24 protein-coding genes and 1 pseudogene are annotated in these 25,453 nt (G+C 72.2%); 11 read left to right on the top strand and 14 right to left on the bottom strand.

The window, feature by feature from the left end:
- Positions 1–13 precede the first annotated feature (13 nt).
- Together V5O46_RS25060 and V5O46_RS25055 are read left to right on the top strand one after the other, a co-directional pair.
- The gene (locus tag V5O46_RS25060) at positions 14–529 is read left to right on the top strand and encodes a carboxymuconolactone decarboxylase family protein (protein WP_408649051.1); all 516 of its coding nucleotides are present in this window, start codon (positions 14–16) and stop codon (positions 527–529) included.
- Positions 526–1,242, top strand: coding sequence for an isocitrate lyase/PEP mutase family protein (locus V5O46_RS25055; protein ID WP_332886950.1), 717 nt, complete (start codon positions 526–528; stop codon positions 1,240–1,242). The genes V5O46_RS25060 and V5O46_RS25055 overlap by 4 nt, the downstream gene beginning before the upstream one ends.
- A gap of 13 nt (positions 1,243–1,255) precedes the next feature.
- Here V5O46_RS25055 and V5O46_RS25050 read toward each other — a convergent pair whose 3' ends face one another.
- From V5O46_RS25050 to V5O46_RS25030, 5 genes are all read right to left on the bottom strand, one after another.
- Positions 1,256–2,242: an ABC transporter substrate-binding protein gene (locus V5O46_RS25050; RefSeq protein ID WP_332886949.1), complete on the bottom strand. Its 987-nt coding sequence runs from the start codon at positions 2,240–2,242 to the stop codon at positions 1,256–1,258.
- A 107-nt stretch (positions 2,243–2,349) separates the two neighbouring features.
- Positions 2,350–4,368, bottom strand: coding sequence for an ABC transporter permease (locus V5O46_RS25045; protein ID WP_332886948.1), 2,019 nt, complete (start codon positions 4,366–4,368; stop codon positions 2,350–2,352).
- Positions 4,369–4,432: 64 nt separating this feature from the next.
- A complete protein-coding gene (locus V5O46_RS25040) occupies positions 4,433–5,488 on the bottom strand; it encodes a quaternary amine ABC transporter ATP-binding protein (RefSeq protein ID WP_332887005.1) in 1,056 nt (351 codons plus the stop codon).
- A 98-nt stretch (positions 5,489–5,586) separates the two neighbouring features.
- Positions 5,587–7,119, bottom strand: a complete 1,533-nt coding sequence (locus tag V5O46_RS25035) for a GMC family oxidoreductase (protein ID WP_332886947.1) — start codon at positions 7,117–7,119, stop codon at positions 5,587–5,589.
- Positions 7,120–7,212: 93 nt separating this feature from the next.
- The gene (locus V5O46_RS25030) at positions 7,213–8,742 is read right to left on the bottom strand and encodes an aldehyde dehydrogenase family protein (protein ID WP_332886946.1); all 1,530 of its coding nucleotides are present in this window, start codon (positions 8,740–8,742) and stop codon (positions 7,213–7,215) included.
- A 208-nt stretch (positions 8,743–8,950) separates the two neighbouring features.
- Between V5O46_RS25030 and V5O46_RS25025 the strand changes: the two genes are divergently transcribed.
- On the top strand, positions 8,951–9,874 hold the full coding sequence (locus V5O46_RS25025; protein WP_332886945.1) for a helix-turn-helix domain-containing GNAT family N-acetyltransferase: 924 nt from the start codon (positions 8,951–8,953) through the stop codon (positions 9,872–9,874).
- 83 nt (positions 9,875–9,957) lie between these two features.
- Here the strand turns inward: V5O46_RS25025 and V5O46_RS25020 are convergent, their stop codons facing one another.
- The 4 genes from V5O46_RS25020 to V5O46_RS25005 all read right to left on the bottom strand — a co-directional run bounded on the left by V5O46_RS25020 (position 9,958) and on the right by V5O46_RS25005 (position 14,397).
- A complete protein-coding gene (locus V5O46_RS25020) occupies positions 9,958–10,947 on the bottom strand; it encodes a malate dehydrogenase (protein WP_332886944.1) in 990 nt (329 codons plus the stop codon).
- Between the two features lie 287 nt (positions 10,948–11,234).
- The gene (locus V5O46_RS25015; RefSeq protein ID WP_332886943.1) at positions 11,235–12,533 is read right to left on the bottom strand and encodes a helix-turn-helix domain-containing protein; all 1,299 of its coding nucleotides are present in this window, start codon (positions 12,531–12,533) and stop codon (positions 11,235–11,237) included.
- 381 nt (positions 12,534–12,914) lie between these two features.
- Complete coding sequence (locus tag V5O46_RS25010; RefSeq protein ID WP_408649053.1) at positions 12,915–13,460, bottom strand: DUF3017 domain-containing protein; 546 nt, start codon at positions 13,458–13,460, stop codon at positions 12,915–12,917.
- 82 nt (positions 13,461–13,542) lie between these two features.
- Positions 13,543–14,397 carry a bifunctional methylenetetrahydrofolate dehydrogenase/methenyltetrahydrofolate cyclohydrolase gene (locus tag V5O46_RS25005; protein ID WP_332886941.1) on the bottom strand — a complete coding sequence of 285 codons (855 nt, stop codon included), beginning with the start codon at positions 14,395–14,397 and terminating at the stop codon, positions 13,543–13,545.
- 289 nt (positions 14,398–14,686) lie between these two features.
- Between V5O46_RS25005 and V5O46_RS25000 the strand changes: the two genes are divergently transcribed.
- From V5O46_RS25000 to V5O46_RS24990, 3 genes are all read left to right on the top strand, one after another.
- Positions 14,687–15,286, top strand: coding sequence for a hypothetical protein (locus tag V5O46_RS25000; RefSeq protein WP_332886940.1), 600 nt, complete (start codon positions 14,687–14,689; stop codon positions 15,284–15,286).
- A 326-nt stretch (positions 15,287–15,612) separates the two neighbouring features.
- Positions 15,613–16,398, top strand: coding sequence for an FHA domain-containing protein (locus tag V5O46_RS24995; RefSeq protein WP_332886939.1), 786 nt, complete (start codon positions 15,613–15,615; stop codon positions 16,396–16,398).
- A complete protein-coding gene (locus V5O46_RS24990) occupies positions 16,395–17,864 on the top strand; it encodes a serine/threonine-protein kinase (RefSeq protein WP_332886938.1) in 1,470 nt (489 codons plus the stop codon). Before V5O46_RS24995 ends, V5O46_RS24990 begins: the two co-directional genes overlap by 4 nt.
- Positions 17,865–18,279: 415 nt before the next feature.
- Here the strand turns inward: V5O46_RS24990 and V5O46_RS24985 are convergent.
- From V5O46_RS24985 to V5O46_RS24975, 3 genes and pseudogenes are all read right to left on the bottom strand, one after another.
- A pseudogene (locus V5O46_RS24985) lies at positions 18,280–18,409 on the bottom strand (RNA-guided endonuclease TnpB family protein); the annotation flags it as partial.
- A 49-nt stretch (positions 18,410–18,458) separates the two neighbouring features.
- Positions 18,459–18,662 carry a DUF397 domain-containing protein gene (locus tag V5O46_RS24980; protein ID WP_332886937.1) on the bottom strand — a complete coding sequence of 68 codons (204 nt, stop codon included), beginning with the start codon at positions 18,660–18,662 and terminating at the stop codon, positions 18,459–18,461.
- Entirely contained in the window at positions 18,640–19,494 is an 855-nt protein-coding gene (locus tag V5O46_RS24975) for a helix-turn-helix domain-containing protein (protein WP_332886936.1), read from the bottom strand. The genes V5O46_RS24980 and V5O46_RS24975 overlap by 23 nt, the downstream gene beginning before the upstream one ends.
- A gap of 115 nt (positions 19,495–19,609) precedes the next feature.
- Between V5O46_RS24975 and V5O46_RS24970 the strand changes: the two genes are divergently transcribed.
- The 4 genes from V5O46_RS24970 (at position 19,610) to V5O46_RS24955 (ending at position 21,776) form a co-directional block, all read left to right on the top strand.
- Positions 19,610–19,828, top strand: a complete 219-nt coding sequence (locus V5O46_RS24970) for a hypothetical protein (protein WP_332886935.1) — start codon at positions 19,610–19,612, stop codon at positions 19,826–19,828.
- The gene (locus tag V5O46_RS24965; RefSeq protein WP_332886934.1) at positions 19,825–20,217 is read left to right on the top strand and encodes an ATP-binding protein; all 393 of its coding nucleotides are present in this window, start codon (positions 19,825–19,827) and stop codon (positions 20,215–20,217) included. The genes V5O46_RS24970 and V5O46_RS24965 overlap by 4 nt, the downstream gene beginning before the upstream one ends.
- 93 nt (positions 20,218–20,310) lie before the next feature.
- Positions 20,311–21,243 carry a hypothetical protein gene (locus V5O46_RS24960; protein ID WP_332886933.1) on the top strand — a complete coding sequence of 311 codons (933 nt, stop codon included), beginning with the start codon at positions 20,311–20,313 and terminating at the stop codon, positions 21,241–21,243.
- Between the two features lie 74 nt (positions 21,244–21,317).
- Positions 21,318–21,776: a hypothetical protein gene (locus V5O46_RS24955; RefSeq protein WP_332886932.1), complete on the top strand. Its 459-nt coding sequence runs from the start codon at positions 21,318–21,320 to the stop codon at positions 21,774–21,776.
- A gap of 87 nt (positions 21,777–21,863) precedes the next feature.
- Here V5O46_RS24955 and purH read toward each other — a convergent pair whose 3' ends face one another.
- A complete protein-coding gene (purH, locus tag V5O46_RS24950; RefSeq protein ID WP_332886931.1) occupies positions 21,864–23,423 on the bottom strand; it encodes a bifunctional phosphoribosylaminoimidazolecarboxamide formyltransferase/IMP cyclohydrolase in 1,560 nt (519 codons plus the stop codon).
- Positions 23,424–23,425: 2 nt separating this feature from the next.
- Entirely contained in the window at positions 23,426–24,064 is a 639-nt protein-coding gene (gene purN, locus V5O46_RS24945) for a phosphoribosylglycinamide formyltransferase (protein WP_332886930.1), read from the bottom strand.
- 421 nt (positions 24,065–24,485) lie between these two features.
- Between purN and V5O46_RS24940 the strand changes: the two genes are divergently transcribed.
- A complete protein-coding gene (locus tag V5O46_RS24940; RefSeq protein WP_332886929.1) occupies positions 24,486–25,301 on the top strand; it encodes a hypothetical protein in 816 nt (271 codons plus the stop codon).
- Positions 25,302–25,453 lie beyond the last annotated feature (152 nt).

Raw genomic sequence — 25,453 nt, 5'->3', positions numbered from 1 at the left:
CTAGGGTCGAGTCATGACGAACGACGGGACCATGACGCACAGCGAGAACACCCGGTACGCCGCCGAGCTCCCCGTACGGCTGGAGTGGGCCAAGCACGCCCCCGAGGTCTACAAGGCGATGGTCCGGCTGGACGGCGCCGCCCGGCGGGGCCTCGACCCCACGCTGTACGAGCTGGTGAAGATCCGGGCCTCGCAGATCAACCACTGCGCCCTCTGTGTCGACATGCACAGCAGGGACGCGCTCGCCGCGGGCGAGAGCGTGGAGCGGATCGTACAGCTCAGCGCCTGGGAGGAGTCGCGGCACTTCTACACGGAGAAGGAGCTGGCCGCGCTGGAGCTGACGGAGGCCGTGACCGTGCTGACCGACGGCTTCGTGCCCGACGCGGTGTACGAGAGGGCGGCCGGGCACTTCGGGGAGGCGGAGCTGGCGCAGCTGGTCTCCGCGATCGCGGTGATCAACGCCTGGAACCGGTTCGGCGTGACCTGCCGCATGGCCCCGGGCCACTACCGGCCGGGACAGCACGCGTGACGGCGGGGGCCGAGGTGTTCCGCGGGCTGCATCTCGGCCGGGCGCCCGGGGATCCGCTGGTGCTGCCGGGGCCGTGGGACGCGATGAGCGCCCGGGTCTTCGAGGAGGCCGGGTTCCCGGCGCTCGCGATCCCCAGCGCGGGGGTCGCCGCATCGCTCGGGTACGCGGACGGGCGGACACCGGCCGACGAGATGTTCGCGGCGGTCGAGCGGATCGTGCGCGCCGTGGACGTGCCGGTGTCGGCGGACCTGGAGGGCGGGTACGGGCTGGCGCCGAAGGAGCTGGTGGAACGGCTGCTCGGGGCGGGGGCCGTGGGCTGCAACCTGGAGGACTCCGCGGCCGGGGTGCTCCGGGACCCGCACGAGCACGCCGAGTGGCTGGCCGAGGTGCGGGCGGCGTCCGGGGACCGGCTGTTCCTCAACGCGCGTGTCGACACGTTCCTGCGGGGTGTCGCCGACCCGGACCGGGCGGTCGAGCGGGCCGCGCTGTACGTCGCCGCGGGCGCCGACTGCGTCTATCCGATCGGCGCCCCGGCGGACCTGCTGCCGCTGCTGCGGGCCGGTGCCGAGGGGCCGTTGAACGCGCTGGCCAGGCCCGGGAGGGACCCCTCGCCCGCCGTTCTCGGCGGACTCGGGGCCACCCGGGTCACGTTCGGGCCATGGCTGCAGCGTGAAGCGTCCGACGCACTGCGGGAGAGCGCGGCGCGCCTGTGACGTCCGGTGGGAGTTAGGGCAGCCACTTCTTCCAGACGTCCTCGTTGGCCTTGACCCACTTCTCGGCCGCCGCCTCCGAGCTCATCTTCTGGTCGGCGATCATCGCGGCGACCTCGTTCTGCTGCTCGGCGGTCCAGTTGAAGTTCTTCAGGAACTCGGCCGCGTCACCGCCGTCCTTGGCGAAGTCGGCGTTGAAGTACTTCTGCAGCGGGGTCTGGGCGTATCCGCAGTCGACCTTCTCGGGGTCGGCGTCGCAGCCCTCCTTGTACTCGGGCAGCTTCACCTCGACCAGGTCGATCTGGGCGTTCAGCCACTGCGGGGTCCACCAGTAGGTGATGAAGGGCTTCTTGGCCTTGTAGTCCTCCTTCATCTGGGTGATCTGGGCGGCCTCGGAGCCGGCGTAGACCGTCTTGTAGTCCAGCTCGAGGTTCTTGATGATCGCGTCGTCGTTGGTGGTGTACGACGGCGAGCCCTCCAGGAGCTGGCCCTTGTCGCCGCTCTCGGCGGTCTTGAAGAGGTCCTTGTACTTGTTGAGGTTCTTCCAGTCCGTGATGTCCGGGTGCTCGTCGACCAGGTACTTCGGCACGAACCAGCCGATGTGGCCGACGACGCCGAGGTCGCCGCCCTCGACGATGGACTTCTTGTCCTCGACGTACAGCTGGACCTTCTTCGGGGCACCGCCCCAGTCCTCCAGGATGGCGTCGGCCTTGCCGCTGTTGAGGGCGTCGAAGCCGACGGACTCGTCGAGCTGGGTGAGCTTGGCCTCGGTGTCCAGCTCGTTCTCGAGGATGTACTTCGCGACGGCCGCGTTGGCCTCCGCGCCGACCCAGGACGGCACCACGATGGTGACCGAGTCGGTGGCGCCCTTCGACGAGGAGGAGCCGGTGTCGGCGGCGCCGCAGGCGCTCAGGCCGGTGATGCCGAGGACGACGGCGGCGGCCGTCGCGGCGCGGGTGAGCTGCTTTCTGTTCTTGCGGGAGGGCAGGTTCTTCTTCTGCATTGCGGGGTCTTCCGTTTCTCTGGGCGGTTGTTACTGCGGGCAGGAGTCACCGCGTCGGGGCGGCGGCCCTGCGGGCTCCGGGCGGGGTGCCGGTGCCGGGTTCGGGGTCAGCGCGCGGCGGTGCCGCGCCGGGTGCGCTGGGTGGTGCGGTCGAGGACGAGGCCGAGCAGCACGATCGCGACGCCGGCGGTCAGGCCGGTGCCCAGTTCGCTCTTCTGCAGGCCGTAGACGACGTCGTAGCCGAGCGCGCCGGAGCCGACGAAGCCGCCGACGATGACCATGGCCAGGACCAGGACGACGCCCTGGTTGAGGGCGAGCATCAGCGCCGGACGGGCCAGCGGCACCTGGACCTGGCGGATCTGCTGGAAGGTGCTCGCGCCCAGCGAGCGGGAGGCCTCCAGCGCGGCGGGGTCGACCTGGCGCAGGCCCTGCACGGTGATCCGGACGACGGCGGGCAGTGCGTAGAGCACGGCCGCGGCGACGGCGGCGGAGCGGCCCACGTTGAACAGGGCCACCACCGGGATCAGGTAGATGAACTGCGGCAGGGTCTGCATGGTGTCGAGCAGCGGCCGCAGCATGCGTTCCAGCAGTGGCACCCGGGCCGCGACCACGCCGATCAGGAAGCCCAGCACCAGGGTGACGACGACGCCCGCGACGGCCTGCGACAGGGTGTCGAGGGAGTTGTCCCACACGTCGATGACGCCGACGCCGGCCATCGCCAGGCCGGCGGTGGCCATCGCGCCCCAGCCGCCCGCGAGCAGTCCGAACACGGCGGCGATCAGCACGAGCAGCCACCACGGGGTGGCGGTCAGACCGTCGCGGAGCGGGTCGAGCACCCACATGGTGAAGCCGTCGGCCCAGGTGCGGGTGCCGCCCAGGACGGGCACGCCCTCGGCGAGGTGGCCGGTGAACCAGTTCACGGCGTCGTTGACCGGCGGGGAGATGTCCACGGTCCACGGCTCGGGCCACTCCTCGATGAGCAGCGCGGCGCCCACCGTGGCGACCACGGCGAACACCCCGGCCGTCAGGCTCCAGCCGCGCCAGCCGTGCAGCAGCCGGAGGGCGGACGGGTCGGAGCCCTCGCCGAGCCGGTCACCGGCGGCCGCGGTGGTGCGGTCCAGCCAGACGGCGAGCAGCACGATCGGGATGCCCGCGGCGAGCGCCTTGCCGACGTCGACGGTGGACAGCGCCTGGAAGACCTCCTCGCCGAGGCCGCCGGCGCCGATGACGGACGCGATGGTGACCATCGACAGCGCCATCATGATCGTCTGGTTGAGGCCGAGCAGGATCTCCTTGCGGGCCAGCGGCAGCCGTGCGGTCAGCAGCCGCTGCCAGGGGCTCGCGCCGAGCGACTGGGCGGCCTCCATCACGCCGGCGTCGGCCCCGCGCAGGCCGAGTGCGGTGAGCCGGGCCATCGGCGGGGCGGCGTAGATGATGGTGGCGATCAGCGCGGAGGGCACGCCGATGCCGAAGAGCAGCACCAGCGGCAGCAGATAGGCGAACGCCGGCATGATCTGCATGGTGTCCAGCACCGGGCGCAGGATCTTCTGGAACCGGTCGGACAGACCGCCGCCGAGGCCGAGCAGGCCGCCGATGACCGCGGACACGGCGACCGCGACCGCCATGAGGGCGAGGGTCTCCATGGTGGCTTCCCACATGCCGAGCACACCGCACACCGCGAAGGCGCCCAGCGTGATGCCGGCGAGCTTCAGCCCGCGGCGGCTGCGCAGGCCGCCGATGCGCCAGGAGAGCAGGACGGCGCCCAGCGTCACCGGGAACCAGCCGAGGTTGACCAGCAGGTCGGTCATCCAGCCGACGGAGCCGTCGGCCCAGTTGCTCAGGTGCAGCAGGAAGTAGAGGAAGACCGGGTTGGTGTCCCGGTTCCGCACGACCCAGGCGTAGGCGTCGTCCAGCGGGGTCTTGACGTCGACGGTCAGCGCGGACGGCCAGACCCCGCTGCCCCAGAGGGCGGCGGCGAGCGGCACCAGCACGGCGGCGGCGACGGCCAGCGGCAGAAGGCGGCGCACGAGGGGGTGGGCCAGGACCGAGCGGGCCGCGGACGGCGCGGGCTCCTTGGCCGGTTCCGTGGGTGTGGACGGCGGGGCGGGGGTGACGACGGCGCTCATATGCCCCACCCCCGGCCGGTCGCGGAGATCCCGTCCGCGGCGGGGGTTCTGTCGGCGGCGCTCATCAGGCGGCCTCCTTCGCCGGGCTGCCGTCGATCCCGGCGACCACCCGCAGCAGGTCGGCGTGGTCGACCTGGCCCAGGCAGCGGCCGTCGTCCACGACGCAGGCGGCCCGGCCGGTGCGGGCGACGACCTCGATGGCGCCGGAGACCACGGTCCCGGGGGCGAGGGCGTCCGGGTGGTCGGCGGCGCCGCAGTCGCCGGGACGCATGGCCGTACGGACGGTCATGACCTGCTCGCGCGGCACGTCGCGGACGAACTCGCGGACGTAGTCGTCGGCGGGCGAGCCGACGATCTCCTCGGGGGTGCCGAGCTGGACCACGGCGCCGTCGCGCATCAGCGCGATGCGGTCGCCCAGCTTCAGCGCCTCGCTGAGGTCGTGGGTGATGAAGACCATGGTGCGGCCTTCGTCCCGGTGCAGCCGGACGACCTCTTCCTGCATGTCCCGCCGGATCAGCGGGTCGAGCGCACTGAACGGCTCGTCGAACAGCAGCACCTCGGGGTCGACGGCGAGCGCGCGGGCCAGGCCGACGCGCTGCTGCTGGCCGCCGGAGAGCTGGGAGGGCCGGCGCAGCTCCATGCCGGCCAGGCCGACCTTCTCGACCACGGCGGCGGCCCGCTCGCGGCGTTCGGCCTTGCCGACGCCCTGGATCTCCAGGCCGTAGGCCACGTTGTCCAGGACGGTGCGGTGCGGGAGCAGTCCGAAGTGCTGGAAGACCATCGCGGCGCGGTGCCTGCGCAGTTCGCGCAGCCGGTTCTTGTCCATGGCGCGGACGTCCTCGCCGTCGATGGCGAGGTGGCCGGCGGTGGGCTCGATCAGCCGGGTCAGGCAGCGCACCAGGGTGGACTTGCCGGAGCCGGACAGGCCCATGACGACGAAGACCTCGCCCTTGCGCACGTCGAAGGAGACGTCCCGTACGGCGGCGGTGCAGCCGGTGCGGGCGCGCAGCTCCGCGGGGCCGAGGGCGGCCAGCTCGGGGTCGGCGGGGACGCGGTCCGCCCTCGGGCCGAAGACCTTCCACAGGCCCTCGACGGAGAAGACGGGCGCGTCCTCGGCCATGTCCTTGGCGATGTCCGTGGACTCGTCCTTGGCTATGTCTTTGGTCATGTCCTTGGATATCGCGTCGTCGGCTGCGGCAGCGGGGTTGGGGACGGTGCTCATCGGGCGTCACCACCGATCAGCTCGACGGCACGCTCCCCGACCATGAGGACGCCGATCATGGGGTTGACGGCGGTCATGGTGGGGAAGACGGAGGCGTCGGCGATGCGGATGCCCTGCAGTCCGCGGATGCGCAGCTCGGGGTCGACGACGGCGGTGCTGTCGTCGGCGGCGCCCATCTTGCAGGTGCCGGCCGGGTGGTAGACGGTGTGGGCGACCTTGCGGGCGTACTCGCTGAGCTCCTCGTCGCCGGTGACGTCCGGGCCGGGGGCCACCTCGCGCTTGAGCCAGCCGGCCAGCGGCTGGGTCTTGGCGACCTCACGGGCGATCTTGATGCCGTCGACGAGGGTACGGCCGTCGTAGTCGTCCTCGTCGGTGAAGTAGCGGAAGTCCAGCGCGGGCTTGACCTCGGGGTCGGCGCTGGTCAGGTAGAGCCGGCCGCGGCTCTTGGGCTTGGGGATGTTCGGGGTCATGGAGACGCCGAACTCCGGCCGCTGGTAGCCGAGTCGCTCCGGGTTGTCCGTGAACGGGATCTGGTAGAAGTGGAACATCAGGTCCGGGCCCGCGTGCTGCGGGTCGCGGCGCACGAACAGGCCGGCGTCGGAGTCCATCGCGGAGTTCTCCGGGATGGGGCCGTGGGTCTCCCACACGATCACCGACTCGGGGTGGTCGAGCAGGTTCTCGCCGACGCCCGGCAGGTCGTGGACGACCGGGATGCCGAGCGCTTCCAGGTCGGCGCGGGGGCCGACGCCGGAGTGCATCAGCAGGCGCGGGGAGTCGACGGCGCCGGCGCACAGCACCACCTCGTGGCGGGCCTTGACCAGGATCTCCTCGCCGTCCTTGGTGCGCACATGCACGCCCTCGGCCCTGGTGCCGTCCAGCTCCAGCCGGTACGCCCAGGTCTCCAGCATGAGGGTGAGGTTGGGGCGGTCGTCCATCACCGGGTGCAGATAGGCGACCGACGCCGAGGAGCGCTTGTTGTTCTCCGGGTGGTAGGCCAGGTCGAAGAAGCCGACGCCCTCGTTGAACGGCTTCCTGTTGAAGCCCTCGACGCGGGGGACGTCCAGCGCGGTCTGCGCGGACTCGACGAAGTCCCGGGCGATGGCGTTGCGGTCCTTCTCGTCGACGGCGACGACGTTGTTCAGCAGCCGGGCGTAGTACGCCTCCATCTGCACCGCGCCCCATCCGGCGGCGCCGGCCTCCTCCCACTCGTCCCAGTCGGAGGGCAGCGGCTTGAAGGCGATGAGGGTGTTGTGGGAGGAGCACCCGCCGAGCACCCGGGCGCGGCTGTGCCGGATGTGGGAGTTGCCGCGCGGCTGCTCGGTGGTCGGGTAGTCGTAGTCGAGCTCGCCGCCGAGCAGGCCCATCCAGCGGCGGAGGGTCAGCACGTCGTCGCGGCCGACGTCGCTGGGGCCGCCCTCGATGACGGCGACGGTGACGTCGGGGTTCTCGGTGAGCCGGGAGGCGATGACGGATCCTGCTGTGCCGCCGCCGATCACGACGTAGTCGTACTCGCGGGTGGTCTCGGGCATGAGGGTACTCACTCCATCGGGGTGCTGCGGGAGGGGACGTTCAGGGGGACGGGGGCCGCGGTCGGTTCGGCCCCCGTCGGGGCTGCGGGGAGGTCAGCCGGCGAACCAGCGCACCGGCCGGGGCGCGAGGTTCTGGTAGATGTGCTTGGTCTCGCGGTACTCGGCGAGCCCGGCCGGGCCGAGTTCGCGGCCGGTGCCGCTCTTGCCGAAGCCGCCCCACTCCGCCTGCGGCAGGTAGGGGTGGAAGTCGTTGATCCAGATGGTGCCGTGGCGCAGCCGGCCGGCGACGCGCCGGGCGCGGCCGGCGTCGGCGGTCCACACGGCGCCCGCGAGACCGTACTCGGTGTCGTTGGCCAGGGCGACGGCCTCGTCCTCGGTGCGGAAGGTCTCGACGGTGAGGACCGGTCCGAAGACCTCCTCACGGACCACTCGCATCTCGCGGTGGCACTGGTCCAGGACGGTCGGCTCGTAGAAGTAGCCGTCCGCGGGCCGGGTCCCGGAGGGCTCGGGGCGCTTGCCGCCGCAGCGCAGCACGGCGCCCTCGGCCAGCGCGGAGGCGACGTAGTCCTCGGTCTTGGCGCGCTGCTGCTCGGACACCATCGGGCCGCACTCGACGCCGTCTCCGGTGCCGACGCCCAGCCGGATCCTCTCGGCGCGGCGGGCGATCTCGGCGACGAAGCGGTCCCTGAGGGACTCCTCGATGATCAGCCGGGAGCCCGCCGAGCAGACCTGCCCGCTGTGGATGAAGGCGGCGTTGAGCGCCTGGTCGACGGCGGTGTCGAAGGCCTCGTCGGTGGCGCAGGCGTCGGCGAAGACGACGTTGGGGTTCTTGCCGCCGAGTTCCAGGGCGACCTTCTTCACGGTGGGCGCGGCGGCCTCGGCCACCTTGGTGCCGCTGACCAGGCCGCCGGTGAAGGAGACCAGGTCGACGTCGGGGTGCTCGGCGAACCGGGCGCCGACGGAGTGGCCGGGGCCGGTCACGATGTTGGCGACACCGGCCGGCAGCCCCGCCTCGACCAGCAGGTCGACCAGGGCGACGGTGGTCAGCGGGGTGATCTCGCTGGGCTTGATGACGAAGGTGTTGCCGGCCGCGAGCGCGGGGGCGACCTTCCAGCTGGCCTGGAGCAGCGGGTAGTTCCAGGGCGTGATCATCGCGCAGACGCCGATCGGCTCGTGCACGACGACGCTGTGGATGTCGGCCGAGCCGGCGTCGACGACCCGGCCGGGGGCCTCGCCGGCGACCAGGTCGGCGAAGTAGCGGAAGGCGTCGGCGACGCAGTCGACGTCGACCCGGCCCTCCTCGACGGTCTTGCCCGCGTCGCGGGCCTCCAGCAGGCCGATCCGCTCCCGGTCGCGCACCAGCAGGTCCGCGACACGGCGCAGCAGGGCGGCGCGCTCGGCGACCGGCGTGCGCGGCCATTCACCCTCGTCGAAGGCGCGCCGGGCGGCGGCGATGGCGAGGTCGGCGTCCTTCGCGTCGCCCTCCGCGACCACGGCGAACGGGCGACCGTCCGCGGGATCGATGATCTCGCGGGTCGCGCCCGAGGACGCTTCCAGCCATTCGCCTCCCGCATGAATGGTCTGCCGCGTCCGGTATTCCTGAAGTTCGGTGCTGTCCGCCATGATCCGGTACTGCCTTCCGTTCCTGTTCAGCGCCCCTGTGTCACACGCGTGCCACTCTCGGGACCGTTAGCCCCTGCCCAGAGCCGGTGGATGCATGCGGGATCCATGGCCGAAAGTGTGCTGCGTCACGAGTAATACGGACAGTTAAGACAAAACACCACTCCGAGGCTCTGGTCCAGCACAAAATCCTTGACTAAAGTCAAACGTCATGGAGCCAGTCTCAGCGGAGCAGGTGACCGGTCTGCGCGGGTTCAACCGCTCTTTCACCCGCCGTATCGGCGTCCTGGACGACCACAGCCTCGGCCAGGACCGCCCGCTGGGCGAGGCCCGGCTGCTGTTCGAGATCGCGGAGAGCGACGGCGGGGGCGGGGTCCCGCTGCGGGAGCTGCGCGGCCGGCTCGGCCTGGACGCCGGTTATCTGAGCCGCATGGTCAAGGCGCTCCAGGCGCAGGGCATGGTCCGGCTGGGCGTGCACCCGCACGACAGCCGGCTGCGGCTGGCCGAGCTGACGGCGGCCGGACGCGCCGAGGTGGCCGAGCAGAACCGACGGGCCGACGCACTCGCCGCCGCACTGCTCCGCGGTCTGGATCCGCCCCGGCGCCGGGAGCTGACCGAGGCCCTGGCCACCGCGGGGCGGCTGCTGCGGCTGGCGGCCATCGCGGTCGAGCCGGTCGACGGCCGCGCCCCGGACGCGCGCACCTGTCTCGACGCCTGCGCCGCCGACCTCGACGCCCGCTTCCCGACGGGCTTCGATCCGGCGGACCTGGTGCGCCCGGAGGAGGTCTCCGGGGAGGCCGGGGCGTTCTTCGTGGCGTACGAGGAGGGCCGCCCGGTGGGGTGCGGCGCACTGCGCTCGCTCGGCCCGGCCACCGGCGAGATCAAGCACGTGTGGGTGCACCCGGACGCCCGGCGGCTGGGGCTCGCCCGGCGGCTGCTGGACGCGCTGGAGCGCGAGGCCGCCGCCCGGGGCTGCCGGGTGGTGCGGCTGGACGCGCACGCCGTGCTCGCCGAGGCGCAGGCGATGTACCGGGCGTGCGGCTACCGGGAGATCCCGGCCTACGCCGAGCACGTGTACGGGGCCCACCGGTTCGAGAAGCGGCTGGAGGAGGCGGGGGCACAGGGATCCGGCTGACCGGGCCCGCCCTGGTGCGCGTACACCGACGGGCCCCGCTCCGGTGCGCACCGGAGCGGGGCCCGTCGGACAGGCAGCGGGACTCAGATGAGGCCGAGGGCGCGGACCGCCTCGCGCTCCTCCGCGAGCTCCTTGACGGAGGCGTCGATCCGGGCGCGGGAGAAGTCGTTGATCTCCAGGCCCTGGACGATCTCGTACTTCCCGTCGCTGACGGTGACCGGGAAGGAGGAGATCAGGCCCTCCGGGACGCCGTAGGAGCCGTCCGACGGAATACCCATGGAGACCCAGTCGCCCTCCGGGGTGCCGTTGACCCAGGAGTAGACGTGGTCGATGGCGGCGTTGGCGGCGGAGGCGGCCGAGGAGGCGCCGCGGGCCTCGATGATGGCGGCGCCGCGCTTGGCGACGGTCGGGATGAAGTCGTCGGCGAGCCACTGCTCGTCGTTGACGACCTCGGCGGCGTTCTTGCCGGCGACCGTGGCGTGGAAGATGTCCGGGTACTGGGTGGCGGAGTGGTTGCCCCAGATCGTGAGCTTCCGGATCTCCGAGACCGGGGTGCCCGTCTTCTTCGACAGCTGGGTCAGCGCGCGGTTGTGGTCCAGGCGGGTCATCGCGGTGAACCGCTCGGCCGGTACGTCCGGGGCGGCGGCCTGCGCGATCAGCGCGTTGGTGTTGGCCGGGTTGCCGACGACCAGGACCCTGATGTCGTCCGCGGCGTGTGCGTTGATGGCCTGGCCCTGCGGCTTGAAGATGCCGCCGTTGGCCTCCAGCAGGTCGCCGCGCTCCATGCCCTTGGTGCGCGGGCGGGCGCCGACCAGCAGGCCGACGTTGGCGCCGTCGAAGGCGACGTTCGGGTCGTCGGTGATCTCGATGCCCTGGAGCAGCGGGAACGCGCAGTCGTCCAGCTCCATGGCGGTGCCCTCGGCGGCCTTCAGCGCCGGGGTGATCTCGAGGAGGCGCAGCTTGACCGGCACGTCCGCGCCGAGCAGCTGGCCGGAGGCGATGCGGAAGAGCAGGGCGTAACCGATCTGGCCGGCCGCGCCGGTGACGGTGACGTTCACGGGAGTGCGGGTCATGGCGTTCTCCGTATGACAGCTGGCGGTGGGGCGTCCCTGCCCCGCTACGTTTGATCGATCTCTTGGCGTCAAGAGACCGACCCGGCGGTCAGGCTATCGCGCATCCGCGGCCCCGGACGTCTCCGGGTCGGTGTGGCCCGGCTCACCCGTCTCGGCAACGGGCCGCAACCAAGAGGCGGCCGCCCGTCCGGGAGAGGAGGGACGAGGGCGACCGCCGCTTCGGGAACACCGTTGCCGGACTCCCGTGGGGGGTACTACTCACGTGCCCGCGATGCAGGGGGACATGCCTACTCCGTGCAGCCCTCCTGGCCGGAGGCGAGGACGGCGCAGGCGGTCGCTTCGGCGGCGCTGTCGACCGCGACCATCGGCGTGTACGCCACGGTGTCGCCGGCCACGGTGATCGCCCCGGTCTGCCGGGCCTCGCCCGCGCTCACGCGCACCTCGTCGCCCTGACCGGCCTGAGTGACCCGCCCCCACGCGGCACCACAGGTCTTGCTGTAGCGGACCTCGACGACGGCGGTGCCGACGGCGGCCGTCCGCGCGGTGACCACCAGGTCGCCGCCGCAGCCCATCACCTCGGCGTCCTTGCCGGTGCAGCTGTCGCCGCTGCACTGCACGCCGGGCGGCAGTTCGGTTTCGGTGCTCGCGGTGGGCGAGGGGGACGGCTTGGCGTCGTCCTTCCGGCCGCCGCCGTCGTCGAGGAGGTAGAAGGCGCCCGCGATCACGACCAGCACGCCGACGACACCCGCGAGGAAGGTCGTCACCCGCTTGCCGCCACCGCCACCGCGCGTGCCGTGCCCGCTGCCGCCGCTGGGCGGCTCGCCGTACGCACCGCCGACCCGGGGCGGCTCACCGTAGGCGCCCACCGGACCGGCGGCGCCGGCAGGTCCGGCAGGTCCGGCAGGTCCGGCAGGTCCGGCAGGTCCGGCAGGTCCGGCAGGTCCGGCGGCCGGCCTCGTGCCGCCCCCCGGCCGGCCGCCGGCCGGCGAGGGTCCCCGGTACCCGGCCAGCCCCCACGAGTTGCCGTCGCTGGGCCCCCCGGCCGCCGGCGAGGCCGGGCCTGCCGTACGCGTCGCGTCGGCGCTGTCCGCGGCGGTCGGCTGGACCGGCACCGCCGGCGGCATCGTGGGCGCCACCCCGGCCGGCCCGGCGATCCCGGGGGTGGCCGTGACGCTGCCGCCCCGGCGGCCACCGGTCCGGCCGCCCGACCTGCTCTGGCGGTGACCGCCCGGAGGCGTGCTGCCGCCCGGGTCCCCGAGCGCCGCGCGCGCCTGGGAGATGCGGATCGCCTCCATGGTCATGTCGTGCCGCATCTCCGAGCGGCTCCAGGCCCGCTCGGCGAGCTCCCACAGAGTGGTGAGATGGACCGGGTTGGTCCCGGTCACCTCGGCCAGGGCCACGATCGCGCCCTTCGGCGCGAGGAGCCGGCCGTTGAGATACCGCTCCCAGGACGTCTTGCTGTAGCCGGTGGCGTCGGCCAGCGCGGCGATGCTCAGGTCGCTGCGGTCCACCAGGCGACGCAACTGGCCGGCGAACTCCTTGATCTGCGGATCGAGTCCGTCCGGCAAGGCCTTCCAACGAGGCATTGCTACCCCCCTCATTCCCCCGGGTGACGTGCTGTTCGTTCCCCGCGTCGGTGCCCTCTGCCGAGCCGCCCTCTGGGTGTTGTGGCTACCCACAGGGATGCGCCCGGTCAGGATCTCAGTTCCCGGGGTGGGGGCGCACGGGAGCACAGAGGTCGCGAGCGAGCACCGTTGCATGCGCGCGGGTTGGCGTCCAGTGTCCCATCCGCTCGCGGTCACCGTTCCCGGACTCGTTAGCGGAACGGTCACTTCCGTGCCACAGCGCCCCGACAGGCGTTGAACAGGCCGTTCGGGCTGCAGGAGGGTGGTTCACGGCGGCGGCCCGCCCTCGACAACGGGGGAGAGGACGGGCCGCCGTTCCATGTCCGGCACCGGGTGCGGGGTTCAGCCGCTGACGGTGAAGTGCAGGGTGTCCTTCAGAAACGGGATCTCCAGCAGCGGCTTGGGCTGGACCATCAGCGCGAGCAGGGTGATCACCAGGCCCAGGACCCCGTAGGTGACGATGTCCGTGAAGCGGGAGCGCACGGCGAGCATGCCGACCCCCGGCAGCAGCCAGCGCAGCAGTGCGCCGCCGACCAGCGCGAGGCCGATGATCAGTGTCCCGGCCCGGAACTCGTCCAGCGCGGTCAGCAGCAGGCCGGTGCCGACCAGGGCGATCACCACGAGGATCGGCCACTGGCGGGCGGGAGCCGGGGCGTCGCCCGGGGCGGCCCGGCCGCCACCCTCGGGGCGCGCGGTGTCCCGGGTGAACAGCGGAAAGCGGCGCGAGGTCCGACGCGGTGCACCCCCGGCCGGCGCTCCGCCCCGCTCCTCGGGCCCGCTGCGCCCGTCGGCCTCGCCCGTCCCGTTCTCGGCGGCCCGGTTCTCGGCGGCCCGGTCCGTCGCGCGGTCGGCGGCATTCTCCGTCGCGTTCTCGGCGGCCTGGTCCATTTCGGGGTCGGCGGCCTGGTCCACCGCGGGGTCGGCGGCTTCCTCCGTCGCGTTCTCGGCGGCCCGGTCCGCCGCCCTCTCCTCAGCCGGCACTGCGCTCCGCCGCCTCGACCACGTTGACGAGCAGCAGGGCCCGGGTCATGGGACCGACACCGCCGGGGTTCGGGGAGATCCAGCCGGCCACCTCGGCCACGTCCGGATGGACATCGCCGACGATCTTGCCCTCGGCGTTGCGGGACACCCCGACGTCCAGGACGGCCGCGCCCGGCTTGACGTCCTCCGGGCGGACCAGGTGCGGCGAGCCCGCGGCGGCGACCACGATGTCCGCGCGCTTGAGGTGGGCGGACAGATCGCGGGTGCCGGTGTGGCACTGGGTCACCGTGGCGTTCTCGCTGCGCCGGGTGAGCAGCAGCGGCATCGGCCGGCCGATGGTGACGCCGCGGCCGACCACCACGACCTCCGCGCCCTTGATCTCCACGCCGTGGCGGCGCAGCAAGGTGAGGATGCCGTTCGGGGTGCACGGCAGCGGGGCCGGCTCGTTCAGCACGAGGCGCCCGAGGTTCATCGGGTGCAGACCGTCGGCGTCCTTGTCCGGGTCCATCAGCTCGAGGATGCGGTTCTCGTCGATACCCCGGGGCAGCGGCAGCTGGACGATGTAGCCGGTGCAGGCCGGGTCCTCGTTCAGCTCGCGGACGACCGCCTCGATCTCCTCCTGCGTCGCCGTGGCCGGCAGTTCGCGCTGGATGGAGGCGATGCCGACCTGGGCGCAGTCGCGGTGCTTGCCGGCGACGTACTTCTGGCTGCCGGGGTCGTCGCCGACCAGGACGGTGCCGAGCCCCGGCGTGACGCCCCTCTCCTTCAGCGCCGCCACGCGGGCGGTCAGTTCGGACTTGATCGCTGCTGCGGTGGCCTTGCCATCGAGAATCTGGGCGGTCATACCCCCCATCCTCCCGGATGACCGGCCCCCGGTTCCAATCCGGCCGTCCTCCGGCCATCACCGGATGCGTTCACTCCGCTTCTCTGCATGATCACTGATGTTGCACTTGCACAACACATCGCGAATAGCACCGATCCAGGCTGGACAAGTAAGAGTCCGGTCAAGAACGATTGACCGATATAGTGCCGCGGGGCCGTACCGGGGGGACGAACCGCAACCGTAAACGACTTCCTCCGCCATCGTGCCGCGCGCCGTCCCCGCACAGGAAAGCAACGGAGGAAGCACCACCATGAGCATCGGCGACCCGAACAACCCCTACGGCGCCCCCCAGGGCGGCCAGCAGCCCGGCCAGCCCGGCTACGGCTACCCCCAGCAGCCCGGCCAGCCCGCCGCCGGCTACCCGGCGGCCCCGCCCGTCCAGGGCTACGGCCAGCCGCTCGGGCCCGCGGTGATGCCCGGCAGCGTGAAGGCCGCGCGTGTGATGCTCTACGTGCTGGGCGCCTTCCAGGCCATCGGCGGCCTGCTGATGATCGTGGCCAGCGCCTGGTTCGCCGAAAAGATCGACGAAGCGGTCAACTCCGACCCCAGCATCTCCGCGGAGGACGCGGAGACCGCCGCCAGCATCGGCGCGGGCGTCATGGTCGTGCTCGGCGTGCTCGCACTGGCCTTCGCGTGCTGGGCCGTCTTCACGGCCGTCAAGTTCGCCACCGGCCGCGGCGGCGTGCGTGTCTCCGCGATCGTCTACGCCTCGATCGTCACGCTGCTCAGCGTGCTCAACCTGCTGGGCGCCAACCTCTTCGCGCTGATCAGCCTGGTCCTCGGCATCCTGATCATCGTGTTCTGCGCCAACAAGAACGGCAGCTACTGGTTCAACCGCCCGCAGTACTGAGCCACGTCTCTTTTCTGCACGCTTCTCGCGAGACGCGTCAGGGCCGTGCCCCCGTACCGGGAGGACACGGCCCTGACGCGTCATCACGTCGGACCGTTCCTCCGTCACCGCCGCAGCGCCCGAGCCCGTGCGCACGTCGCCCCCGCCCCTCTCAGCGACGGGCGAGAACGCGATGGTTTCGGGTGATTTCCGGCCCCTGACCCTTCACAACGCGCCGTGTCGTCGGCACCCTTCGCGAATCCGCTGGGCGCTCCCGTAGCCTCCCCCCGTGGGCTACCGAGCTGGGGGAATGTAGCCCTCATGGGATCGGGCGAGGGGACGAGTCCATGTACAGCGTCATCGTCGTGCCTCCGGCAGGCTCTCGACCGGGCGGCCAGATCAGGATCGCCACGGGTGAGCGGCTCACGTTCGGACGGGACGGGACCAACGGGAGCGGTGGGGGCAACGCGGGCGGCGGAGGCAACGGGGGCAACGGGGGCCTGACCATCGGGCACGAGGGGGTGCCCCGGGTCGCCGGGGAGATCACCGCGCACCGTACCTTCTGGCTGCTGAGCAACCACAGCGAGGACCAGACCTACGTGGTGGAGAACCCGGAGGGCGCGGGCGAGCACATCAAGGTCGCGCCCGGCCGGGAGGACGCACCGGTGCCGTTCGAGTTCTCCCGGGTCGTCCTGCCCGCCGCCGGCGATCTGCTCACCTTCGACGTCTGGGCGCCGCGCCACACCTTCCGCAGCGTGGCCCGGCACGGGCTCCCGGGATCCCTGACCGCACCGGCGTTCACGCTCGACCGCACCAAGCGGTACTTCGCGGTGCTGGCCGCGCTGTGCGAGCCCCGCCTGCGCGGCGAACCGCACGCCCCGCTGCCCGCGGTCGAGCAGCTGGTGGAACGGCTGCGCCCACTGTGGCCCGCCGTCAGCCGCTCCACGGTCTACTGGAACATCGACTACCTCGCCCTGAAGCTGCGGCTGCGCCCCGGCCCGGACACGGCGGAGCCCGGCAGGCGCGTCAACGGCAAGAAGGAGTCGCTGGTCTCGCTGGCCCTCCGCTTCGACCTGGTCCGCGAGGACGACCTCGTCGTGCTCAGCCCGGCCGGGGGCGAGGTGTACCGGTGAGCGGGCAGCAGCCGTACGCCGTCACCGTCCCGAAGGGCTACCGGGTCGGCCCCTGGGAGGTCCGCGAACCCCTCGCCTCCGGCGCGTTCGCGACGGTGTACGCCGCCCGGCGCACCGGGGACGGAGCGCCCGGCCTCCCCCACCGGGCGGCGCTGAAGTTCCTGCCCACCGGCACCCGCACCCCGCGCCAGCTGCGCCATCTGCGCGAACTGGCCGAGCGGGAGGTGGAGCTGCTCGGCCGGCTGCGCTCCGCACGGCTGATCCGGATGTACGAGACGCTCACCGTCGATGATCCGGACCACCCGGAACTGGACGGCGCCACCGTCCTCGTCCTGGAACGGGCCGACGGCTCACTGGACGCCGTACCGGCGCCGGTGCCCGACCCCGGCGCCGTGCTCGCGCAGATCGGCGAGGGGCTGGCCCAGCTGCACCGCGCGGGCTGGGTGCACGGCGACCTGAAACCGGCCAACGTGCTGCTGATGCGGGACGGTTCGGTACGGCTGGCCGACTTCAACATGGCCGCCGAGCTGGAGGGCACCCACGCCTACACGCCCGCATTCTCCACCCCGGACTACACCCCGCCGGAACTGCTGTGGCCCGAGGTCGACGAGCGGGGCGCCCGGATCCGCCCGTCCGCCGACGTGTGGGCCTTCGGCGTCCTCGCCCATGTCGTGCTCACCGGCACCTTCCCGCTGCCGGGCGGCACGGCCGAGGCCCGGTGCGACGCGGCGTCCCGGTACGCGCGGGGCGCGGACGAGCTGCGGCTGTCCCCCGCTCTTCCCGACGGCTGGCCGGAGATCATCCGCGCCTGCCTGGCCCGTACCCACGCCGACCGGATCGGCACCGACGCGCTGCTGCGCCGGGTCGAGGAGGCCGCCGGGGTCGCCCGCTCGCCCCGCTCACCGAGGCTGCGCAGGCCCCGGCCGCCCTTCCGGCGCCGCCACCCGGTCCTGGCGGGAGCGCTGGCGACCGCGCTGCTCGTCGCGAGCGGGCTCGGAACCGCGGCGGTCGTCGCGAACCGGCAGGCGGCCCGGTACGACGGAACGCCGGTGTACGAGGCCGTACCCGTCGCGCCGGCATCCGACTACGGCTACCACCGCTGCCCGGCCGACAGCGTCTGCTTCTTCAGCGAGCACAACGGCCACGGTGAGATGTGCAGCTGGCAGGAGAGCGACCGGGACTGGCAGTCGGGCAACAGGACGTGCCCCTGGGCGGCCGACCACCCCGTCCGGTCGATCTTCAACAACATCGACGACGACCGGCAGCTCAGCGGCGTGGCGTACTACCGCGGCACCGACTTCTCACCCGCGGGCTTCGACCGGCAGCGCAAGTCCCAGCGGACCGGCTGCAGCGGTGTGAACAGCATGGGCAACCTGGCGGGCACCTACGCACCGCTGTCGCACGAGCTGGTGTCGAGCTGCTCCTACCGGCCGTCGATGTGGGGGGTGCTGGTGTCGCTCTGGTGACGCCGCCGCAGGGAGTCCGGAAGCACCACCCTCGAAGGTTTCAGGTTCCCCCCGTCGTCACTCTGCCCGGAAGCTGTACCTGGATCGGCCAACGACAGGACCGGGCCGGGACAGAGAGGGACAGCACCGGATGAGGCACGGGCTCACGGCAGCATGTGCGATCACAGCCGTTCACGAGCCACGGCCGCGCCTCGGCCGGCGGAGCTCCGGGACCTGACGTACGCCGAGGAGGCCCGGCTGTCGGACGCCGAACAACGCGCCTCGTCCAGCAGTGCGTGACTTCGCGGCAGCACCGTTCGGCAGGAAGCTGCCGGGCTGCTCGGGTCGGCCCTGGGGGCGGGGATCTTGGTCATGCCCGCCGTGTTGAGCCGCTCGTGCGCGACGACGTCGTGGTCGGTGATGAGCGCGCGGGCGGTCGGTCCAGGCGGCGCAGGGTGGGCCTGCTGGGAGGAGAACGACCAGCGGCCCTGACGCTCGGGGTCGAACGCGCGGACATCCTTGAGCTGGGCGGACTGGTCCCCGTACTTGATGCTCGTCTTCGAGGCGCCCGCAGGCGTGGTCCGCCGGGTTGCCCACCCGGCGGACTCTCCGGGGCTACGCCTTCAGCGCGGTGACGAAGGCGGCCCAGACCGGGGTCGGGAAGAGGAGAGCGGGGCCTTGGGGGTGCTTGGAGTCACGGACCGGGGTGACGCCGGGGAGATCGGGGGCCACTTCGACGCAGTCGGAACCGTGAGGGTCGCTGTAGCTGCTCTTGCGCCAGGCGGCGGAGCTCAGGTCAATCCTCTTGCTCGGCTTCATGTCGGTAGGTCCTCACTGCTTCTTCGATCAGGTCAAGGGACGTCTCGGGCGGGAGCGCGATGGCCCTGAGCAGATCGTACGACCCCCGGTACTTGCTCACGAGGGGTGGATAGTCGAGGAGTTGGCCCTCGAAGTTGCCGTCCGTCCACACCACTGGTGGGGCGTCGGCAAAGGTCATGATCTTGGCCATGCCAGAAGGCAGCGGATGCCAGCAGGTCGTTTCCGGAACGATCTGCAGAACGCTGCCGGTGGACCGGATCACATCGAGGATGTGATCAAGCTGGTCGGCCATCACCGCTGGTGGGACAGGAGCCTTGCGGATGACCGACTCCCGGAGGATTCCCCAGTACGTGGGCCGGTCCGCGCGATTCCACAGTTCCGCACGCGTCATCCGGGCACTGACACGCTCCTCGCCCGTCTCTGGTGGAGTGAACGGCGCTCCGTACCGAATGAGTCCCCGCATGTAGTCAGCGGTCTGGAGCAGACCCGGAATGAGATTGGGCCCCCATTCCTCCAGGGTTGTCGCTGCCCTCTCCAGGTCGGGTACGTCCTGGAAGCTCATCGCGTGCCCCGCGCGCCTCGCCTTGGCCGCGTCTTCGCATCGCCGCTGGAAGAACCCATCGGTCCCCAGCTTCTGATCCACATGCCGGGCCAGATCCACCGGCATTCTGCGCTCCCCGCGCTCGATCTGGCTGAGGAACGAGATTCCCCGGAAGCTCCCCTCCGCCATCTGCTCCAGCGTCAGGCCCGCTTGCTCCCGCTTGTAGCGCAACTCAGCGCCGTAAAAGCTGGGGACACTCACGGACGCATCCGGGTCCTTCTTCGCGGGCACAACACACCACCACCGTTTCTCAGTTGCTATGCGCAGCCGAAACCTCTTTCACGGTACGCAGCTCGACGCCACTCTGTGAGCGATTCATCACAGAACGCTCATGGAGGCGTACCCCATGCACAACCACCCCCACCACGAGTCCGACGCCTGCGTCGAAGACCTCCGTACCGCGCTTGCGGCGAACGGCATCACGCTCCCCTCACTCGGTGTGGACCTGCTGTGCTTCGCGAACGCGCATCCGCACACCGCGCCGCCGCTGGTCGCGCTCGGCAACTGCAACACCGCCACCGCCCAGGCCCTGGCGGCAGCCCTCCGCAAGGCGGCCGGCCGGTGACCCGACCGGTCGGGCTCGAACCGCTCACGCTCGGACTGCCGGCGCTCCCCAAGGCCGTCCCCGAGGCCCGCCGGGTGGTCCGCGAACACCTCCGCACGCCGTGTACCGACGTGGAGCTGTGTGTCAGCGAGTTGCTGACCAACGTGATCGACCACGTCGGCGAGGGCGTGCCGGTGACCCTCCGGCTGCTGCAGGGGCACGACGGCCGTACCCGCGTGGAGGTCACCGATCCCGACCCGCACGCCTGGCTCGTCGGCCGTCGGCCCGGCGAGGACGACGAGACCGGCCGCGGCCTCCTGCTGCTGGACGCGCTCGCGCTGCGCTGGGGCGTGTGGCTGACCCCGTCCGGCAAGACGGTGTGGTGCGAACTCCCGGAAGCGGCACCCTAGAACTTTTCAGGTTCCCCGCTTCGCCCACCGCCAGCACAGTGGTCTCCGCTGCGCCGCCACGGGGGACGGTGCGCGGAGAGGGGGAGCAGGACCATGCGGCGGACTCTCGCCACGAGGTACGCGGCGGCGGCGCTGATCATCGGCGCGGCGGCGACCGGCTGCACCGCCTCGGCCACCGCCGGACCACCGTCCGGGAGCACCGCGAGCCCGAGTGCCGGGAACGGCCGTGAGCTCTCCGACGCCGAGCAGATCCTGGTCCGGCGCGCCGAGCAGGAGCTGATCAAGGAGTGCATGGAGGGGGCGGGCTTCGAGTACTGGGTGGGGCCGCTGCCGACCGTCGACGAGCTCAGGGGCGGGGGCTATGTGCTGACCGACCCGGACTGGGCGAAGCGGCACGGCTACGGCAGCCGGCTCCAGGAGAAGCTCCAGGACACCCAGCGCAGCGACCCCAATCACGCGTACGCCAACTCGCTCCCGCGGGAGGAACGCGTCCGCTACGACAAGACGCTCGAAGGAGGACCGTCGAGCGGCATGCTGACGGCCGAGCTGCCCGGGGGCGGCACCGTCCGCACTCCCGCCGACAGCTGTCAGGCCGACGCCAAGGAGCAGCTCTACGGCGACTTCGGGAGCTGGTTCCAGGCGGAGAAGACGGCCACGAACCTCAACTCCCTGTACGTACCGGCCCTGCTCGGGGACGAGCGTTTCACGAGCGCCGTGGACGCATGGGCGGCGTGCATGCGCAAGGCGGGCCACGCCTACGCCGATCCGCAGGAGGCCCGCGCCGGGCTCGCGGTCCGCACCGAGGGGCTCAGCCCGGAGCAGGCGTACGCGACCGAGGTCGAGGTGGCGGTGGCCGAAGCCACCTGCGCTACCAGGACGCCCCTGGCCGGCACGGCACACGAGCTCGAGCGCGAGTACCGGCAGAAGGAAATCGACGAGCAGTACGGCGAGGACGTCGCCGCCTACGAGCGGATGAGCCTCGCCGCCCTCGCCCGAGCCGAGGAGATCACCGGCTCGACGGCCTGAACCACCCGGACTTCCGCGGCACGCAGCCGCGGGACGACACCCACACGGCACCCGTCCACAAGGAGTGATGCATCATGCGCAAGATCCTCGCCGCAGCCGCGACCGCCGGCCTCGCCGGGCTCGGAGTGATCGTCCCGGCGTCCGGCGCCCAGGCCGCCTCGGCCTGCGACAACGCGTGGCACAGCGCGCGCTCCGGCTACTTCTACGCGTACAGCGGCTACAACTGCAGCGGCTACATGGGCAGCACCGAGAGCTGGGACTCGGACTGGGGCAACAGCGTCGGCCCCTTCCAGGGCAGTGACACCAACAGGGCGTCGTCCATCCTGCACAAGGGCACGTCCGGCATGGCCGTCCAGGTCTTCAACGGGACGGGACAGGACTGGGCCGGTGGCCACACCTGCATCAAGAAGTCCGAGTACTACATGTCCAGCCTCGCCGGGCACACGTTCACCAGCGGCTACAACGTGAACAACGGCATCAGCTCGCACCGGTGGGTGTGGAACTCGTCCTGCGGCAAGTTCCTGGACTCCTGACCCGCCCGGTCGACGCGGGCCCGCCGGGTGGTACCGGCGGGCCCCGTCGCCGTACGGCTCGGGCGTGCGGATCGGCGAACGTGCGGATCAGTGGAAGAAGTGCCGCGTCCCCGTGAAGTACATCGTCACGCCGGCCTTCTTCGCCGCCTCGATCACCTGCTCGTCGCGGACCGAGCCGCCGGGCTGGACCACGGCGCGGACGCCGGCCCCGGCGAGGATCTCCAGGCCGTCGGGGAAGGGGAAGAAGGCGTCGGAGGCGGCGTAGGCACCCTGGGCGCGCTCGGCCCCGGCCCGCTCGACCGCCAGCTTGGCGGAGTCGACCCGGTTGACCTGGCCCATGCCGACGCCGACGGAGGCGCCGTCCTTGGCGAGCAGGATGGCGTTGGACTTCACCGCCCGGCACGCCCTCCAGGCGAAGGCCAGCTCGGCCAGCTCGGCCGGGGGCAGCGCCTCGCCGGTGGCGAGGGTCCAGTTGGCCGGGTCGTCGCCCTCGGCCTGGAACGCGTCGGTGATCTGGGCGAGCCCGCCGCCGTCGATCGGCCTGAACTCCGCGGGCGAAGCGGGCGCCTCGGGGCAGCGCAGCACGCGGATGTTCTTCTTCCGGGCCAGGGCCTCGACGGCGCCGGGCTCGTAGTCGGGGGCGACGACGACCTCGGTGAAGATCTCGGCGACCTGCTCGGCCATCTCCTCGGAGACCGGGCGGTTGACCGCGATCACGCCGCCGAACGCGGACAGCGGGTCGCAGGCGTGCGCCTTGCGGTGCGCCTCGGCGACGTCGGCACCGGTCGCGATGCCGCACGGGTTGGCGTGCTTGATGATCGCGACACAGGGCTCGTCGTGGTCGTACGCGGCACGGCGGGCGGCGTCCGTGTCCGTGTAGTTGTTGTACGACATCTCCTTGCCGTGCAGCTGCTCGGCCTGGGCCAGGCCGCCGCAGCCGCCGGTGTAGAGGGCGGCGCCCTGGTGCGGGTTCTCGCCGTAGCGCAGCACGTTCTTGCGGGTGTACGTCACGCCGAGGAACTCGGGGAAGTCCTGGCCGTCGCCGGCGTAGTCCGCGGCGAACCAGGCGGCGACCGCCACGTCGTACTCAGCGGTGTGCCGGAACGCCTCGGCGGCCAGACGCTTGCGGGCGGCCAGGTCGAAGCCGCCGGAGCCGACCGCGGCGAGGACGTCGCCGTACTGGCCGGGGCTGGTGACGACCGCGACGGAGGGGTGGTTCTTGGCGGCGGCGCGGACCATGGACGGGCCGCCGATATCGATCTGCTCGACGCACTCGTCGGGGGTGGCACCGGAGGCGACCGTCTCCTGGAACGGGTAGAGGTTGACCACCACGAGGTCGAACGGCTCCACGCCCAGCTCCGCGAGCTGCTCGCGGTGGGCCTCCAGACGCAGGTCGGCGAGGATCCCGGCGTGCACGCGCGGGTGCAGGGTCTTGACCCGGCCGTCCAGGCACTCCGGGAAGCCGGTGAGCTCCTCGACCTTGGTGACCGGGACCCCGGCGGCGGCGATCCGCCCGGCGGTCGAACCGGTCGACACCAGCTCCACGCCCGCCTCGTGCAGGCCGCGCGCCAGCTCCTCGAGGCCGGCCTTGTCGTAGACGCTGACCAGCGCGCGCCGGATGGGCCGCTTCATGGTTTCGGCGGTCACGGTCACGGGATAACTACCTTTCGTCCCTCGATGCGATAGCCGTGGCGGGCGAGCCGTCCCACGACATCGACGAGCAGCCTGCGCTCGACTTCCTTGATGCGCTCGTGCAGAGCGCTCTCGTCGTCCTCGTCCCGGACCTCCACCACGTCCTGCGCGATGATCGGCCCGGTGTCGACGCCGTCGTCGACGAAGTGGACGGTGCAGCCGGTGACCTTGGCGCCGTACGCGAGTGCGTCCCGTACGCCGTGAGCTCCCGGGAAGCTGGGGAGGAGGGCGGGGTGGGTGTTGACGAACCGCCCCCCGAAACGGGCCAGGAACTCCTTGCCCACGATTTTCATGAACCCGGCCGAGACGACGAGGTCCGGCTCGTGGGCGGCGACGGCCTCGGCGAGCGCCGCGTCCCACTCCTGACGGGTCGGGTGGTCCTTCACCCGGCACACGAAGGTGGGCAGCCCGGCGCGCTCGGCGCGCGCGAGCCCCTCGATGCCGTCGCGGTCGGCGCCGACGGCGACGATCTCGGCTCCGTAGGCCTCGGCGCCGGTGGTGGTGATCTCGTCGAGGAGGGCCTGCAGATTGGTGCCGGATCCGGAGACCAGTACGACCAGTCGTCCGACGCGCTCGGCCACGGGCTTGGCGGCCACGGTGGGGCCCTTTCTCGGGGAGGTCCTCGGGGAGTCCTCGGGGGAGGTCCTCGGGGAGGCGGGTGGTGCAGCCGGTTCGCACCGGCGCATTTGTGCGGTCGTACGAATGCTTCGCGCCCCCGGATACGGGGAAGTCTACGAAGCGGCCGACCGTCAGCAACGATACCGGCACACCGGACGGCCCCCTCGGGACGGGGGCGTGGCCGGACGGTAGCGTCTGCGTGGAGCCGGACCGGAGCCGGACCGGAGCGGGACCGCGGCAGCACTGCGGCGGGACCGGGACGGGCCGGGGACGGATCCGGGAGCGGTCCGGGGACGGGCTGGGGAACGCCGCCCGTGCGTCGGGCGTTCACCAGTCGTAAGCCGGACTCGCTCGTCAGCCGTACTCACTCGTCATCGCCAAGGGGAAGACGCTCACTTGATGCCGGACCGCAGCCTGCGACTGCTCACGCTCCCCCAGCAGTCGGCGCAGGGAGGGGAGCTCAGCACGGCCGTGCTGCTGCGGGAGCGCCCGTCCTCGCCGCCCGACGCCTCCTCCGACCGCGGCCGGGGTGGCGGCCGGAGTGACGGCGGGGGTGACGGAGGGAGTGGTGCACAGCAGGACGAGAACCCGTTCGCGCCGCCGCCCGAGGGCACGCCCGACCGCCCCTGGCAGCCCCGGCACCCGGAGGGGGGCGACGACTCCTCCCGCGAAGGCGGGGGTGACGGCGGTGGCCGGTCGCCCTGGGGGCGGGGCTGGAGCGACCGGCAGCCCGGCCGCTCCTCCGGTGGCTTCGGTGACCGTCCCCGGTCCGGCCCCGACGGACCGTCCGGCGGCCCGGGCCCGCGCTGGGACCCGTCGGATCCCGTCCAGCGGCGCGCCCGGTACGCCCTGCTGAGCGGCATGTGGGCGCTCTTCTTCGCCCTCTTCAGCTGGCCCTACGTGGCGCTGCTGCTCGGCGCCCTCGCCCTGTACTGGGGCATCAGCGCCCTGCGCGCAAAGCCGCGGAGCGCCGACCCGGACACGGGGGCGGCATCCGGCCAGGGCGGCGGCGGCCGGCCCCAGACCACCGCCGCGATCAGCGGCCTGGTCACGGCATCGCTGGCCATCACCCTGGTCGCCGCGTCCTTCGCCGCGCAGCTGGTCTACCGCGACTACTACACATGCCGGAACGACGCGCTGACCAGCGAGTCGAGACAGGCGTGCAGCGACCTCCTGCCCGAGGAGCTCCGCGACATCCTGGGCGCGGACGACTGAGCACGCGGCGTCCCCCGTGCGCTCGCGCCGGCCATCGGGCGCTCGCTCGGACCGCGGGGCGCTCCCCGGCCCGGGTGGGGCGGGGCCGGACACATGGAGCCGGCGGGACGAGTGAGCTCGGGGCGGACCGGGCGCAGCTCGGGCGGGGTCGG

Origin of the sequence: Streptomyces poriticola, assembly GCF_036689765.1 — a bacterium.
GTDB classification, from domain to species: Bacteria; Actinomycetota; Actinomycetes; order Streptomycetales; family Streptomycetaceae; genus Streptomyces; species Streptomyces poriticola.
The sequence above is the reverse complement of the archived record's forward strand: the minus strand, read 5'-3'. Positions and strand labels throughout refer to the sequence as shown.